Annotated in this window: 13 protein-coding genes; 12 read left to right on the forward strand and 1 reads right to left on the reverse strand. The window is 36.8% G+C overall.

The annotated features are described in order from the left end of the window. Positions 1-308: 308 nt before the first annotated feature. From ACTFWY_RS17090 to ACTFWY_RS17145, 12 genes are all read left to right on the forward strand, one after another. Positions 309-2177, forward strand: a complete 1869-nt coding sequence (locus ACTFWY_RS17090) for a LysM peptidoglycan-binding domain-containing protein (protein ID WP_439948521.1) — start codon at positions 309-311, stop codon at positions 2175-2177. A gap of 1 nt (position 2178) precedes the next feature. After that, complete coding sequence (locus ACTFWY_RS17095; RefSeq protein ID WP_278019260.1) at positions 2179-2679, forward strand: hypothetical protein; 501 nt, start codon at positions 2179-2181, stop codon at positions 2677-2679. A gap of 1019 nt (positions 2680-3698) precedes the next feature. After that, positions 3699-4499, forward strand: a complete 801-nt coding sequence (locus tag ACTFWY_RS17100; protein ID WP_127341849.1) for a TrmB family transcriptional regulator — start codon at positions 3699-3701, stop codon at positions 4497-4499. A gap of 15 nt (positions 4500-4514) precedes the next feature. Beyond that, the gene (locus tag ACTFWY_RS17105) at positions 4515-5393 is read left to right on the forward strand and encodes a sulfite exporter TauE/SafE family protein (RefSeq protein WP_127341850.1); all 879 of its coding nucleotides are present in this window, start codon (positions 4515-4517) and stop codon (positions 5391-5393) included. A 12-nt stretch (positions 5394-5405) separates the two neighbouring features. Next, on the forward strand, positions 5406-6386 hold the full coding sequence (locus tag ACTFWY_RS17110) for an ornithine cyclodeaminase family protein (protein ID WP_049219558.1): 981 nt from the start codon (positions 5406-5408) through the stop codon (positions 6384-6386). 520 nt (positions 6387-6906) lie between these two features. Then, on the forward strand, positions 6907-7125 hold the full coding sequence (locus tag ACTFWY_RS17115) for a hypothetical protein (RefSeq protein WP_060815488.1): 219 nt from the start codon (positions 6907-6909) through the stop codon (positions 7123-7125). A 1-nt stretch (position 7126) separates the two neighbouring features. Next, on the forward strand, positions 7127-7534 hold the full coding sequence (locus ACTFWY_RS17120; RefSeq protein WP_113850082.1) for a TcpE family conjugal transfer membrane protein: 408 nt from the start codon (positions 7127-7129) through the stop codon (positions 7532-7534). Further along, positions 7509-10046 carry an ATP-binding protein gene (locus ACTFWY_RS17125; protein WP_439927315.1) on the forward strand — a complete coding sequence of 846 codons (2538 nt, stop codon included), beginning with the start codon at positions 7509-7511 and terminating at the stop codon, positions 10044-10046. Before ACTFWY_RS17120 ends, ACTFWY_RS17125 begins: the two co-directional genes overlap by 26 nt. Further along, positions 10047-12068 (forward strand): CD3337/EF1877 family mobilome membrane protein, encoded by a 2022-nt coding sequence (locus ACTFWY_RS17130; RefSeq protein WP_423118894.1) that lies wholly within the window; start codon positions 10047-10049, stop codon positions 12066-12068. A gap of 11 nt (positions 12069-12079) precedes the next feature. Further along, a complete protein-coding gene (locus ACTFWY_RS17135) occupies positions 12080-13003 on the forward strand; it encodes a conjugal transfer protein (RefSeq protein WP_139914054.1) in 924 nt (307 codons plus the stop codon). Positions 13004-13035: 32 nt separating this feature from the next. Further along, positions 13036-14094 carry a glucosaminidase domain-containing protein gene (locus ACTFWY_RS17140; protein WP_423118895.1) on the forward strand — a complete coding sequence of 353 codons (1059 nt, stop codon included), beginning with the start codon at positions 13036-13038 and terminating at the stop codon, positions 14092-14094. Between the two features lie 50 nt (positions 14095-14144). Further along, positions 14145-14657, forward strand: a complete 513-nt coding sequence (locus ACTFWY_RS17145) for an EF0163 family protein (RefSeq protein ID WP_233143239.1) — start codon at positions 14145-14147, stop codon at positions 14655-14657. Between the two features lie 118 nt (positions 14658-14775). On the opposite strand, the gene ACTFWY_RS17150 is transcribed toward ACTFWY_RS17145, so the two are convergent. After that, positions 14776-14967 (reverse strand): LPXTG cell wall anchor domain-containing protein, encoded by a 192-nt coding sequence (locus tag ACTFWY_RS17150; RefSeq protein WP_139914055.1) that lies wholly within the window; start codon positions 14965-14967, stop codon positions 14776-14778. Positions 14968-15236 lie beyond the last annotated feature (269 nt).

Below are 15236 nucleotides of genomic sequence, written 5' to 3' on the forward strand. Positions count from 1 at the left end.
ACTATAATGAACGAGAGAAAAAACTGGAAGAAGGAACGGCATTTAGTGCCTTCTTTCTGGCAAGTACCGATGAGGAAATCGATCGGATGTTAGAGGCAAAAGATGAACAAGAATTGAAACAAGTGATTTCTGAAATCAGTGCTTCTCGAAATCGTCAAGCAAGCGGATCACGAAAAAAACGTGCGTTACCTCTAGCCATTCCATTGCTTGTCAAAGGAGCGATGTTGGTAATCGGGGCAGGGGTAGCTGCTTATTCAAGCCATCAGTTCTATAAGACGATGGAAGCACAACGTGCGGAAAAGAAACGAATGGTCGAACGCTGGCGTTACCATGAACAACAAGCACAAAAGCGGCATCAAGCCGCACAACAAGCCCGCGCAAAAGCCGTTTCTCGTGCTAAACTACAAGCAGCAGCCCGCGCCAAAGCGCAAGCCACACAACGAGCTCGCGCGCAAGCCGCAGCGAAAGCGAGAAAACAAGCACAGACTTGGGCCAAACAACAAGCCGCTGCTCGAGCTCGCGCACAGGCAGCCGCAAGTGCACGAAGAAAGTCAAATGCGTCTTATGTTCCTCCGGTAACTCGTCCAAAACCAGTGATCAAAGCCCAACCCAAAGCACCTGCCAAACCTGTTGCCAAGCCAGTAACGAAACCAACTTCTCCAACGAAACCGAAGCCAACGACGACACCCAAAAATACGATGCATCAAGTACGTGCGGGAGAATCCGTATGGTCTATTTCCCATAAGTATGGCATCAGTATGAATGACTTCATCAAATGGAACAAGATCAAAAATAATCTGATCCATCCTGGCCAGCAAGTCATCGTCAAACAACCAGCAAGTACATCAAAGCCAGTGTCCAAACCTGCGACAAAATCAAGTACGCCAGCCACTTACAAAGTAAAAGCAGGGGATTCGGTTTGGGGGATCTGTGAGAAGTATGGGTTATCCGTTTCAAAATTTGTCCAATGGAATAAGATCAAAAATAATACCATTCATCCAGGACAGGTGATGCATTTACAAGAACCGAAACCGGCATCAAAACCAGCACCAAAAACTTCTCCTACGACTAACACGACGTATACGGTAAAAGCAGGAGATTCGGTCTGGTTGATTGCCAATATGCATGGGATCAGCATGAATGATCTAGTGAATTGGAATAAGATCAAGAATAATACAATCCATCCTGGCCAAAAATTGACAGTCAAACAACCTGTTTCATCAGGGAAAGCAACGACAAAAGTACCCGCTTCTACAAATCCAGTCACCCACAAAGTCTCTTATGGTGAATCTTTATGGCTGATTAGTAGTAAATATGGTGTGACTGTCGATGAATTACGCAAACAGAATGGCATCAAAGGTGATTTGATTCACCCCGGCCAAGTATTAGTCGTCAAAAAAGGTATGACCACGAGTCATTCAACTCCTGCAGAAAAAAGCGGAACCAGCTATACCGTAAAAGCAGGGGATTCTGTTTGGTTGATCGCCAATCGATACGGCGTGAGCATGGATGATCTAGTGAAATGGAACAAGATCAAAAATTATACGATCCATCCGGGTCAACTCTTAACGATTCAAACAATTGTTTCTACACCAGCAAAACCTGCGATCACGACAACACCAAAAGTAGAAACAAAACCGGCGATTACCACGACACCAAAAGCGGAATCAAAATCTGGTGTGACTACCACGCCAAAAGTGGACGAGAAACCAGCAATTACAACAATACCGAAAGTAAAAGAACAACCTGTGGTCACAACCGTTCCTAAGACTGAATCAGAAGTATTGGTTGAGAAAGCTAGTGGGGCTAGTAATTTAAAAAATCCTGAGATAGGAAATAAACTTGATTATCTTTTTGGAAAAGCTAAAGGAAATAAACATAACATTCAAAGATCACAGACTATGCAAAGTGAGTTAAGCAAGATTGGTATTTATGATACACCAAGTAGCAGAGAGCTTCTAAACAGTCATTTGAAAGATGTATTGAATGATCCTTCCAATATTTTAAAAACAGAATCAAGGAGCTATATAGCTAAGGAGTTACCTGGTCAACCAACTGTGAATTACACAGCTACTGTGAGAGAAAGTTTTCTAAAAGGGCCTCACAGTGGAGTTAAAATAGAATCTGTTTGGGATGGAGATAGATTATTAACGATAATTGTTAAAGGTGGGAAATAAAATGGTTTCTTTCGAGAAAAAAAGTTATGAATCAGCTATAGAATTAGAAGCAAACTTAGACGGAAATTTTTTCTTAATTAGTGAAGAAATATCCCAAAGTAATAAGTTTATAAAATATAGTAATGATTTTGTAGATATCGGATTTATTTACTATGATGTTGGTCTAGAACCCCAAATTGAATTAATAGCTCAATCGAATAAAATTTTTTTAGGTGTGAATAAAACTTATTCATGTTTGGATTATGATAGTAAATCTATATTATTCAAAGAAGAATTGCCGTCTCTGTTATATGAAATATTGGTGGACTCAGATGTTCAATATATTATATATGTATGTGAACTAGATATTTTTGTTTATAAAAATGATGGTTCTTTATTATGGAAAATGGGATTTAGAGATATAATTGAAGATTACTATTTAGAGGATAATAAATCGATTGTTATTGAATATAATGATGGAGATAAAATAAGTTTTTCTTTAGATTCAGGAAAAACAAAATAAAAAAGGCACTTTACTATTCGATTGGCGTCGAATAGCAAAGCCTTGAATAGTAAGCATACACTCACTAATCAAGTTGCTAATAAAAAGTTATCTATGTATAGAATAGTATAAGCTGAAGTTGAAAAAGAAACGATTTAGTTGTATCGTTTCTTTTTCTATTTTATCGCTTAATTTTAATAGTTAATTATTTGAATGATATATAAATTTTAATCAAAGAAAGACAATTTATTGTTGAAATAGTTGTTGAAGCTTTCGAGGCGTTCTTGAGGTACAGTTGAAAGCTTTATATCCACTTTAGAGGTATGCAAAAGGTTAATATGAGAATTCTCAGAAGATAATCTACTATAAAACAGTAGATAAGTCAGCGCCCAAAACTAACCATTCGTTGTAAAAGCACCGTCGTCGATGATCGCTTAGATTGGCTATACGAAAGTGAGCAACAAAAAAAGTTTGGGAATAAAAAGAAAGCGTACTGTAATCATCCAAAAGGTTAAGATGATTTTGATAAAAAAATTTAATATATTTGTTATTTTTATAATGTGATGATATAAAGTAGATCGAACAGTTGAATGAGGTGTTTATATGAAAAAAAGTCACTCCTTATCGTCCAAAACCTAAAAACGTTTTTGAAAGAGGGAGCTTAAATATTTTGAAGGAGAAAAGGGGCAAGAGTTAAAAGAGAAGAATCAAAAAAGAAGTCCAAGAAAGAAAAAATGTGAGTATATTTTTTAGAAAGAAAGGAATTGTTGTGAAACTAGACCGTAAAGATTTATAAGTAATCAGTAACCCATACTTTTTATATTTAAAGAGGTTATTTTTCTATAAATCGTTGTAAAAAATATCTAAGTTGTAGTATTTTCTTCACAAACATTCATATAATAATAGTTTTATTTAATAAATACATTGTTTTTAAACTAATTTCTATATGTGCTTTGTTGAACTAACTCTTGACATAAAATTTAAAAGGATTTATAGTTGTTACCGTAGTAGCTACTAAAAGATAAAGTGAGGATTAATCAATGGAAACGATTATTCAAATCATGAAAAAATATGATTTTTCAGAGATGGAAACAAGAGTGTATACCACACTATTGGAAAAAGGCAATCTTACAGGATATGAAGTAAGTAAAGTCTCAGGTGTACCACGCTCGAAAGTATATAACATTTTGGAAAAACTATTAAAAAAGAATTTGATTGTCGTCAATAAATCAGAACCTAAACTTTATCATGCCATCTCGGCAAATGAGTTTCTAGAGAAATTAGAAAAAAGTGTTAAAAATGATCTCTCTTTTCTTACTCAAAATCTAGGGATGATCAAAGAAAAAGATGAAGAAGAAATGCTGTGGAAAGTTGATGGCATCGAGTATGTTCTGGATAAAGCAGAGCATTTGGTGAAAAATGCAAAAGAAAGTTTGCTCATCCAAGTTTGGCATGAGAACCTCACGGATTCACTGCTAAAGACATTGCAGCAGGCTGAAAAAAGAGTCGATAAATTTGTACTGATTTTATTCAGTTCTAGCCATGAATATGATCTTCCCTTAGAAAAGTATTACATTCATGGCTTCGAAACAGACAAACTCGCTGACTTTGGGGCAAGATGGATAAACATCGTCGCCGATGAGCAAGAAGTCGTGTTTGGCACCATTAACGAAGAACTGCAATCAACCGATGTCACTTGGACAAAAAACCACGCCATGGTCAATCTAGCAAAAGAATATGTCAAACATGATGCATATACACTAAAAGTGATTGCAGAATCTTCTGAAGAACTTAAAGCAAAATATGGTGAGGACTTTGAGGGAATCAGAAAGATTTACTAGTAGGAGGAAATTTTTATGATTCGGAATATTTTGCTGGCACTAATTGTCGCAATCAATCTATATTTTATTATTTACTTTCTAAGAGACCTTTTCAAAAACAAACAAAATTTCAAAGAAGAACCAGGGGATATGCGTCTGTTGCCCTTCACGTCGTTTATCACCTTCTTTCTTTCAACATTTGGCGTTTCCGACTTTGCTATCGGAACCGTTCTTTATCCAAAGTTGAAATGGGTCAGCATGAAAAAACTACCCGGAACGTTGAATACCCAATGTGTCGTACCGGTAGCCGTCATGGCATTGTCTTATATCACTGCCATCAACGTAGGGGTCAAGACACTAGCTGTTTGTATTATCTGCCAAATTATCGGTGCATATTTAGGACCAAGATTTGTCGTGAAGTTACCAGAAAAAACGATCAAACTATTTGTCGGCATAGGATTGGTCATTGCTGCATTCTTAATTTTTATGGGACAAATGAATTGGATTCCCTCAAACGGAACAGCCAGTGAATTGTATGGCGGAAAATTAATCTTGGCAGGATTTTTACTCTTTGTCTATGGCGCATTGAACAATATTGGCATTGGTTCTTATGCGCTAACGATGGTAACTGTCTACTTGCTAGGCTTGAATCCAGTTGCAGCCTTTCCTATTATGATGGGGGCTTGTACATTCTCAGTACCGATCGGCAGTGTCCAATTCATTAAATTTGATGAATACAGCAGAAAAATCACACTTTTCACTTCAACCTTCGGTGTATTAGGGGTATTGGTCGCTGTATTCCTAGTCAAATCTTTAGATACCTATGTCTTGAAATGGATCGTAATTTTGGTCTTACTATACAGTGCATACACAATGTTGGGCAGTCAATTAAAAAAAGTTTCAGCAGCTAATTAAGGAGCGATTCAAATGTTATTTCTTAAAAAAGAAGATATTATCAAAAGTTTCTCAATGAGAGAAGCCATCGATGCAGACAAAAAAGCATTGTCATTGTATTCAGCAGGAAAGGCAAGTGTGCCTCTTCGCACCAATATCGATGTGCCAAAAAGCAACGGACAAAGCTTATATATGCCAGCTTATGTAGAAGGTGGCGAAGGTGCGTTAGGTGTCAAAATCGTTTCCGTGTATCCTGAAAACATCAAGAAAAACTTACCAAGTGTACCAGCCACGATGATCGTCCTTGATCCAGAAACGGGTATGGTATCCGCTTGTTTGGATGGTACCTATTTGACACAATTAAGAACCGGCGCTGTTCAAGGTGCAGCAACAGAACTTCTTGCAAGAGAAGATGCTAAAATCGGCGCACTGATCGGAACCGGCGGACAAGCACAGTCGCAATTAGAAGCGATGTTGACCGTTCGTAAATTAGAAGAAGTTCGGATTTTTGATATTGATTTTGACCGTGCCAGCCGATTTGCTGAAGAAATGATGCAACAGTTTTCTGTAACGATGCGCCCAACAAAAACCAGTCAAGAATGCGTTGAAGGAGCAGATATCATTACAAGTGTGACCACTTCCAAACGTGCGACATTCTCTGCTGAGTGGGTCAAAAAAGGTGCGCACATCAACGGAGTCGGTGCTTACACACCGGAAATGTGTGAAATTCCACGAGAAATAATCAAAGCCGCAGATGTTGTTATTTTTGATACCATGGACGGTGTTCTAAAAGAAGCTGGGGACTTCATTTCACCGCTGCAAGATGGGTATATTCAAAGAGACAGTTATCATGGGGAACTAGGCCAACTGATCAATGAAGAATTGATCGGTCGGACAAGTGGAGAACAAATCACAATCTTCAAAACAGTTGGTTCGGCTGTATTAGATGTGGTAGTTGCGACAGAAATCGTTAATAAAGCTAAAGAAAATAATTTGGGAAAATTGATTTATTAAATAAAAAGACCGGAAGTAAACCTTTAATTAGTACATTTATAAAAAGAGAACAAAAAAGACTGTAATCAAAATGCGATTACAGCCTTTTTTGTTTTATTTGGGAGGAGATAGATCGTGTTTATGACTGTATCGGATCATTTAAAGGTACTTGGTTTTATCCCTTTATCTAGTAGAGGGAAGTATCAATTGTATTTGGTAGATTTACCACCCTAGCTTTTCACTGGTGATTGAAGGAACATACGATAAAAAAAGTGGTAAGTATTTTTATGATTTCTATTCTATGAAACTTGATCCTAAAACAAAGAAAAGTACCCAGCACCGGATTTATTGTACGCATGTTCCTGTAAAAGTAATGTATCGTCGTGTGAGAAATTATTTATACTTCTTACATAAAAAACAGCAATCAAGGAACAGAAAAAATGCATAATGAGGAATATCAAGTGAAATTTTTATCAGTTTTGCTCTGGGGTATTGTGTATTGTCATTAGTTCAATGAGTATTAACAGGGAGGAAAAAGCAAATGAATTTTTTTCAAAATGTGTTTACCGATTTTGTTGGGGATTTTAAGTATTTGATTATGTTGGCGATGCTTGGTGGTGCGGCATATATTGCCTTTGAACGGAAAGCAAGCAAAGCCATTCCATTGATTCTTGTGCTAGCAGTAGCTGTTTGGTTAGTTGGAGATACGTCTGGCGTATTCAATTGGATTTTGGATCGTATGCGGTCATGGGGGCGATAAAATGAGCGAAATACGCAATTGGACAAAGATTTGGTATATAGAGCGAGTGTTTTATAAATTGTGGGATGGGGTCGCGTTACCTCGTCCCGTAACACAAACATTTGCGATATGGTTTGGGATTGGCTTTTTTGGGGGGATTTTTCGAATTTTTCCATTTGTTATGGAACATACGATTACTCGACAATTTTTTTGTCCGTGGTTATTTGCTTTTTTAATGACACGAAAACAATTTCAAGGAAGGAAGCCTTATAATTATTTGGCTTCTTTTCTTTTATTTCAGTGTCGTTCAAAAGAATCCTTTCATGGCCAATGGGTAAAGCCAATAGAAAAAAAAGAAATCAAACGAGGAATTCGTTGTGTAGTACGTTATGGAGGTGAAAAGGATGCGACTACCAAAACTAGTGCCTAAGATTCCTTTTTATTATTTAGAAGACAATTTAGTTTTTGGAGAAGAAGATCGTGTGTACGCTTATTATGAATTCCCAATGTATTCATATAGCTTCGTGGGAGAAGATCAGGCGTATCAACTCCAACAAGCAATCATGCGTCTGATTCGTCAAAGTCATTCTTCGCATGTTCGGTTCTTTTTTTGTACAAACGAAGAAAAAATTGAAAAAACGATTAAAGCCTCAAAAGAATTGGTGCGTTCTAAAGGGGAATTAAAAACGATTGCCTACCAACATTTAGAAGGTGTTCAGCACATTTTAGAAGAGCTACATGGAAAATATATTCAAAATGTTTGCTGGTATATTGGGATTGAGCTGGTATTAGAAGAAATTGCTCCCAAAGAAGCTCATTGGTTAAAAGAATTTCGTATTGCCGCAAAAGATTTTTTTCTCAGATCCAATGCCCGTTTGTTTGGAGACTTTGAAACCATCCCAAATGAAAAAATTCAACGATATAAGCGATTGGAGAATTTATTGTATAACCGGATTAGTAAATACTTTCGGTTACGAAAAACAACACCAGAAGACATGGTGTTTTTAGTGGAACATTTAGAAGGAAAAAAAGAACAATCCTTAGATGAAGTGATGTATCGACCAAATAGCTTTAAAGAAGAAACGAATACGTATACGTATCACTATGATGTATTGAATTTGGCCAGTGCAGGAATCACAGAAAAGAAAAATTATCTAATTTTAGAACAAGGGACAGAAAAAGAATATATCACGTATTTATCTCTTTCACGTATGACCCGTGATTTGGTATTTCCATTTCAATCAGAGATTTATTATTTTTTACAATCGGAATTGGATTTTCCAATCGATTCTTGGTTAGATGTGAATCTTTTAGATAATCGTTTGGCCTTGGCGAAAGTACGTGGCAAAAAGAGTGATTTATCTGATATTTATGAAAGTGGTATGTCGGTTGGAAAAGATGTAGGAAACAATGTACGCGAAGCTTACCAATCAGCCAATGAGTTGGAACAAAAATTAGAAGATACGCGAGAAGATTTGTATGTATTATCACTAAACATTCGCGTGTCAGGGAAGACCTATGATGAAATGTTAAAACGTGTGAGTGATGTTCGCAATTTTTTTGATGTCTATTCTATGTATTTAGAAGTACCGTGCAATGTACAGCTGCTTTTACATTTTGGAAGTTATCCAGCAGGAAGGCGAGTGATTGAGGATTATCGTCAATATGTAGGCGCAGAATTTATTGCTAGTCTTGGCATTGGTGCGACACAACAACTAGGAGATAGCTGTGGTATTCCGATTGGATTTAATGCAGAAACAGGAATCCCAGTGTTTATTCAACCATGGTTAGCGGCACAAGGAATAAAAGGAACGGTTACCAATGCTCTTGCCAAAGCATTAATTGGTTCGCTAGGTGGTGGGAAATCATTAACTGAAAATCTCTTGTTATTTTGGTCGGTGTTGTTTGGCGCCTTGGCTTTTTGTATCGATCCAAAATCGGAACGTTCAAATTGGTCCGGAGATTTGCCATATTTTGCCCCCTACTTAAAAACAGTTAATATTACCAGTGAGAAAGAAAATATTGGTTTACTTGATCCATTTCAATTGATGAGAAGAAAAAAAGATCAAGAAAGTTTAGCCTTGGATGTGCTCACCTATATCACGGGTGTAAGTATTCGGGACGAAGACCGGTTTCCTTTGTTACAACGGGCAGTAAAAACTGTTTCTGATTTTGAGGGAACAAAAGGATTACTTCTAGTAATTCAGGAATTATATGCACAAGAAGCAGCGACCGCACAACGCCTGGCAAAGCATATTGAAAGCTTCAAAGAACTATCTATTGCAGGCTTATTATTTGGAGATGGCACGAACCAACAAGGGTTAAATTTTGATGCCAAATGTAATCTCGCACTGGTTCAGGATTTAACGTTACCAGATAGTGAAACTGTACCTGAGGACTATAACTCTTCTGAAATTTTAAGTATTGCGATTATGATGAGTTTGGCTACGTATGCGCTAGATTTTATTAAACAAAATCGAAAAATTTATAAAGCGGTTGGCTTAGATGAAAGTTGGGCGTGGTTGAATGTTGCGCAAGGAAAAATTTTAGGAGATAAATTGGTTCGTGAAGGAAGATCTCGCAATGCAGGGATTGATTTTTCAACACAAAACACAGATGATTTAGGTGATGAAAAGATGAGAAGTAAAATTGGGTTGAAATTCATTTTTCGTTCGAATGATCGCGAAGAAATTACCAAAGCATTAAGCTTTTGTGGAATCTCTGTCACAGAAGAAAATATCCAGCGTGTAAAAAATCTAGAAAACGGTGAATGTCTGTTTTGTGACATCCATGGTAATATTGGCATTTTGTATGTGTATTATTGGTTTGAAGATTTATTCCATGCATTTGATACACGACCGCCAATGGAAGAAACCTACGAAGAGGAAGAATATAAGGATGAGATATTAGAAGAACTGGTTGAAGAAATTGAGGTGAATTAGATGAAACAGTGGTATTCAAAGGTTTCATTTTTATTTACTCGCCGGAAAATGGTTTTCATAAGTCTAGTCATAATGATGGGTATTTTTTTCTTTCACCCATCATTCGTAGAAGCAGCTGGTTGGATAAAAGAAACCCTAGGCGGTAAAAATGCCGTATATGATTTTGAAACTTATCCTTTAGATAATTATAATTTAGATTTTTTTGTGGATACGTCGTGGAATTGGTTGCCGTGGAAATGGGGCGAAGGAATTTCTAATACAGTTATTTACGGGATATTTGCCGTTACCAATATTTTATGGATGTTAAATGTCTACCTGTGTTACTTTTTAGGGTTTCTTGTCCAAGAAGCCTTTGAATTAGATTTTCTTTCAGAGTTGATTGGTTCGTTAAGTCATACAATTCAGAATATTGCTGGAATGAACCGTACAGGGACATTGAGTCATGGATTAGTCCCTTTCTTTGGTGGATTGTTAATTACTTTAGCAGGTTGTTCAGTAGTTTATCAAGGGATAGTGAAACAACACCCTACGCAAGCGATTCAACAAGCGGTGACATTTTTGTTTACTTTTATTTGTTGCGGCGTTTTCTTTATGAATACAAACACATATTTAGAGAAAGCCAATGGGGTACAAAAAGAAATCAATAGTGAAATGTTAACCATTGCCAAAGATCTGTTACCTGAACAAAAAGAAAAACCAGATGCAATTAAGGCCATTCGTGAGAATTTATTTGCCATTCAAATTAAGCAACCCTGGCTAGTCATGCAATTTGGGGATAGTGATATAAAAACGGTTGGTGAAGAACGTATAATCAATTTATTAAAAGAATCACCTTATGATGAAGGAGAACAGCGAAATAAGCTTGTTGAAGAAGAAGTAACCAAACAAAAAAATGGCAATCTTTCGGTACAAAAAGTGTATTTGCGTTTTGGTATGGTATTTTTAACGCTCATCGTCAACATTGTCATTAGTATGAGTGTTTTGGTACTAGTCGTTATCTTAATTGCGTCGCAAGTATTATTCTTGTTATTTATAGGATTCTTACCTGTAGCGATGATTTTCTCGTTATTTCCAAATTCAGGATCGTTATTAGGTAATGCCTTACAGAAAGTCTTTCAATTATTGTTTACAAAAATGGGTATTTTACTCATTTTAACCATTACTTTTTCTATTAGTCATGAGTTAAACCACTTATCCAAGGACAAAGGAATGATTTGGACCAGTTTCTTACAGGTGACGTTATGGTTATCTGTCTCGACACGTGTCAATGAATTATTAGGTTGGATGAAAATTGGTGGCGTACAAACACGAGCTGGGAATCGAACTGGACGTTTCTTACGTGGCATGATCTTAGGTACAATGGGTCAAAAAATGATACGAGGAATTGGTGAAAATTTTGTTGGGGGTACTGCCGGAGGTGTAGCTAGCCAAATGATTTCCAAATCTATGAGTGGTCAACGAAGTATAGCTTCTACACCTCTTATAGAGCGAGTAGGAAAAAAAGTTTCAGCTATGACAGAATTACCGGCAACGATTGAAAGTAGGGCAGAACAATGGAAGCGGACAATTCAGTATGTCCCAACCAATGCCCAATACAAAGCACAAAAAATGAAATACGATTATTTCTCTGGGCGAATGAATGAGTCAGAACGACAAACACGAGCGCGTAACCTTGCGAATGAGCGACAGAAGAATTTTTATGAAGCACGAAAAGATGCATTGCAATTAGAGCAACAAGAGAGAAAACAACGAACGATGCGTTCAATGGCGCATCAAACAGGAAAAACACAAGTGACTTCTGGTAAATTACAAACACGGAAAAGTGCAATGATTGGTCGAACAGAACAATTTCCTACGATAGAAAAAAGAAGTAACATTTCAAATGTAGCTAAAAATAAGAAATTGTCGAAGCAGGAACATCCGATTCATGAACGAAGTACGAATCGAAAGATTGAAACTCCGGTTCGTTGGACTTCGACTTCTCGTCAAAACACGAGAAAAGGTAGAACTAAAAAAGAATAAGGAGGAGGGCTATGTTTCCTCGGAAGAAAAAACTGTCTATTCTCTCTGAACAAGAAACAAGACTAAAAGGAAAGAAAGACAAGAAAAAAGAAAGCTATAAGGGAGCGCGAAAAAGGCGCTTCCTTTTTTTTGTAGGCTGGAGCTTTTTGGTTTTTAGTGTTTGTTTTGGAGTTTATAATAATTTAACTTCTCAAGATACGCATACAATCCATGAAACAAAAGTCATTGATAAACAATTAAAAGATATGACTGGAATAGAAAGTTATGTGAAAAATTTTGCATTTTTGTATTTTACAGTGAGTCTTGAAAGCGACCAACAAATAAATCGATCAAAAGCAGTAGAAAGTTATTTAGCTGATGGGCTGCAAATGGATAATGAAATAGATAAAGACATAGAAACGAATGTAAAAGTTAAAAATGTCTCGATTTGGGCAATAGAGGAACATGAATCAAAAAAACATACATTTGTGGTTATGTTTCATGTCTTATTAGAGATAGAAAAAGAATTCAAAGAGCGTGTGTATAAGGTGGAGGTATATCGAAACGAATTATCATATGCCATAGTGAAATTGCCTATTGTAGCTAGTAATGTTAAAAAAGCAACGATTAAAGTAGACACTCGGTTCGAAACAACGAGCATTTCTCGAAAAGAACAGGAAGAATTAGAGAAATTCTTATATACCTTCTTTCGTATTTATCCTAAAGCAAACGCAGAAGAATTAAAATATTATGGGACAACTCTTTTACCAATTCAACAGCCTTTAGCCTTTGAAGAACTATCGAATTTGCAAGTCGCAAAAAAAGAGGGGAGATATGAGATTCATTGTAATATTTTGTATCAAGATCAAGAAACGCACCTTTGGTTTACCATGTACTATGAAATGTCTATGAAACAATTAGAGAATGGGAACTTTCGAATTGAGGCGATTCACTAGTGAAAAAGATTTTTTTATTTAGTGGCATCTGTATGATGAGTTGCCTGTTTTTATTATTTGCGATAATTAGCATGTCTAGTGGTGAATCGAAGCACATGGATTCAGCAGTTGGTGTTACTCATACGGGAGAATATATCGAAACCTTACCTATTTTTTCAGAGATCAAAGGGCGTGGTCCGATAACAGATGAACATGCCCAAGCAGCAGTTGGTGCCGCTGTAAAGTATCAGTTATTACCGAGTGTGATTCTTTCTCAATTAGGATATGAATCAGCTTATGGGCAGTCACAATCTGGAAGAAACGATACGAACTTTTTTGGGATTACGTGGTTTCCTGGTTGTCCCTATCCACAAGGTTCTGCACGTGGGATTGGTGGCTCTGAAGGTGGTTTCTATATGAAGTTTCCGAACCTGAATGCTTGTTATGACTATTATGGATTTATGGTGGCGAGTCAAAGCAACTTTAATCAATGTGTGGGCAATAAAGATCCTGGAAGTTGTTTATTGATTCTAGGTCGTGGAGGTTATGCAGCGGCAGGTATTACCGAAGGCAGTCCGTATTATCAAAGCGCAATGAGTATCATAAAGTCCTATAACTTAACGGAATATGATGCCTTTGCGATCAAGCATTGGAATAGCCTACCAACCAAAAAAACTTCGCTTATTGCAGGAAAAAGTAAAGGCAATGCGAAGGTTTTGGATCGGATCATTGGACGATCCGTAAATAATGGGGAATGTTACGGTGGCACGGCATGGTATGTATCTCAGCTAGGTGGCCCACAGTTAATGGGTTCTGGACACATGTTTGCGATGTTAATAGGGGAAGATTATAACTGGGCAACCTATGGTTGGCAAGTGATCATGAATCCAAAGCCCAGTGACTTACAAGCAGGAGATGTGGTCAATTGGCAAGCAGGTGGTGCATTGTCTCCTGGAGTCTATGGCCACACGGGTATCATAACAGATGTCTCAAATAGTGGACAAAGTTTCTCCACCGTAGAACAGAACGCCGAGCAGGGGCGAATTATGGCACGGTATCAACGCGGCTATAACCAAGCGAAAATTCGAAGTCTGGTTCGGAAAGTGAAATAAAAGAATTCTTTCGATGAAAATTTTTAGTAGAAAAGGGAGAAGGATCGATTGTGAAAAAGTATTATTTTTTCTTTCTAAGTTGTTTTTGTTTGTTTGGACTTACTAGTTGTGGGTGGATTTTTTCTGAAGAAAAAACAGAAGTTTCCTTAATATCAAAAGAAAAGATGATACAAGCAGAAAGTTCAAGTAAAGAAAGCAAAAGAAATCAGGAAGACAAAACAGAATGCAATATTTCTGAAGAAATCCAATATTTGTTAAAGAATTTTGGAAGAAAATGGGTGAATTACACGGATATATACGAACGAAATCAATCTGTAAAAAACTATTTAACCGATCGTTGTATAAAAGAAAATGGGATTGACAACGATCCACATATACAATATAAAACAATTGGCCGTATTCATACTATCACACAAGATGTAATCCAATCGGATCAATATTTATTATTTGGAGAAGAAACAACAAATGAGATAACTCGGTTTGTGTTACTTCAAATCAAGGTGGATCAAGAAGTGCAGAAGATTGATAAAATCAAGATTTATTATGTAAGAAGTGCATATTAAAATAAAAAAGGAATTGTGGAAATTGTTTGTAATTAAATCGAACAGTGATTATTTATTTTAAATTGAAAACAGAGATAGGATGAATACTTATTCTATCTCTGTTTTCTTTTGGACTAATCTAGATATTTTTTCGTTTTAAATTTAATTTAATACCCACTGCAATAGAAGCTAATAAAATAACTAATCCAGCTAAAACTCCTGATGATTCTTTTTCACCAGTTTGGGGAAGAGTATTATTTGACTTTGAATTAGTATTTGAAACATTCTTCTCTGATATTAAAATTTTAGAGTTAGTGTTTTTTAAAGACACTGGTTTATCAGGATCAGGGTTCTCAGGCGTTACTGGAGTTTCTGGATCTGGGTTCTCAGGCGTTACTGGAGTTTCTGGATCTGGGTTCTCAGGTGTTACCGGAGTTTCTGGATCTGGAGTCTCTGGTGTTACCGGAGTTTCTGGATCTGGGAGTCTCAGGCGTTACCGGAGTTTCTGGATCTGGAGTCTCTGGTGTTACCGGAGTTTCTGGATCTGGAGTCTCAGGCGTTACCGGAGTTTCTGGATCTGGAGTCTCTGGTGTTACCGGA

This window comes from Enterococcus sp. 125944, from assembly GCF_051909435.1.
GTDB classification, from domain to species: domain Bacteria; phylum Bacillota; class Bacilli; order Lactobacillales; family Enterococcaceae; genus Enterococcus_D; species Enterococcus_D gallinarum.

Bases quoted from the DNA above. Each gene is read 5' to 3' on its own strand.
- ACTFWY_RS17120 (WP_113850082.1), top strand. From the start codon at position 7,127: ATGAGCGAAATACGCAATTGGACAAAGATTTGGTATATAGAGCGAGTG.
- ACTFWY_RS17125 (WP_439927315.1), top strand. From the start codon at position 7,509: ATGCGACTACCAAAACTAGTGCCTAAGATTCCTTTTTATTATTTAGAA.
- ACTFWY_RS17130 (WP_423118894.1), top strand. From the start codon at position 10,047: ATGAAACAGTGGTATTCAAAGGTTTCATTTTTATTTACTCGCCGGAAA.
- ACTFWY_RS17135 (WP_139914054.1), top strand. From the start codon at position 12,080: ATGTTTCCTCGGAAGAAAAAACTGTCTATTCTCTCTGAACAAGAAACA.
- ACTFWY_RS17115 (WP_060815488.1), top strand. From the start codon at position 6,907: ATGAATTTTTTTCAAAATGTGTTTACCGATTTTGTTGGGGATTTTAAG.
- ACTFWY_RS17140 (WP_423118895.1), top strand. From the start codon at position 13,036: ATGATGAGTTGCCTGTTTTTATTATTTGCGATAATTAGCATGTCTAGT.
- ACTFWY_RS17095 (WP_278019260.1), top strand. From the start codon at position 2,179: ATGGTTTCTTTCGAGAAAAAAAGTTATGAATCAGCTATAGAATTAGAA.
- ACTFWY_RS17105 (WP_127341850.1), top strand. From the start codon at position 4,515: ATGATTCGGAATATTTTGCTGGCACTAATTGTCGCAATCAATCTATAT.
- ACTFWY_RS17110 (WP_049219558.1), top strand. From the start codon at position 5,406: ATGTTATTTCTTAAAAAAGAAGATATTATCAAAAGTTTCTCAATGAGA.
- ACTFWY_RS17090 (WP_439948521.1), top strand. From the start codon at position 309: ATGGTCGAACGCTGGCGTTACCATGAACAACAAGCACAAAAGCGGCAT.
- ACTFWY_RS17100 (WP_127341849.1), top strand. From the start codon at position 3,699: ATGGAAACGATTATTCAAATCATGAAAAAATATGATTTTTCAGAGATG.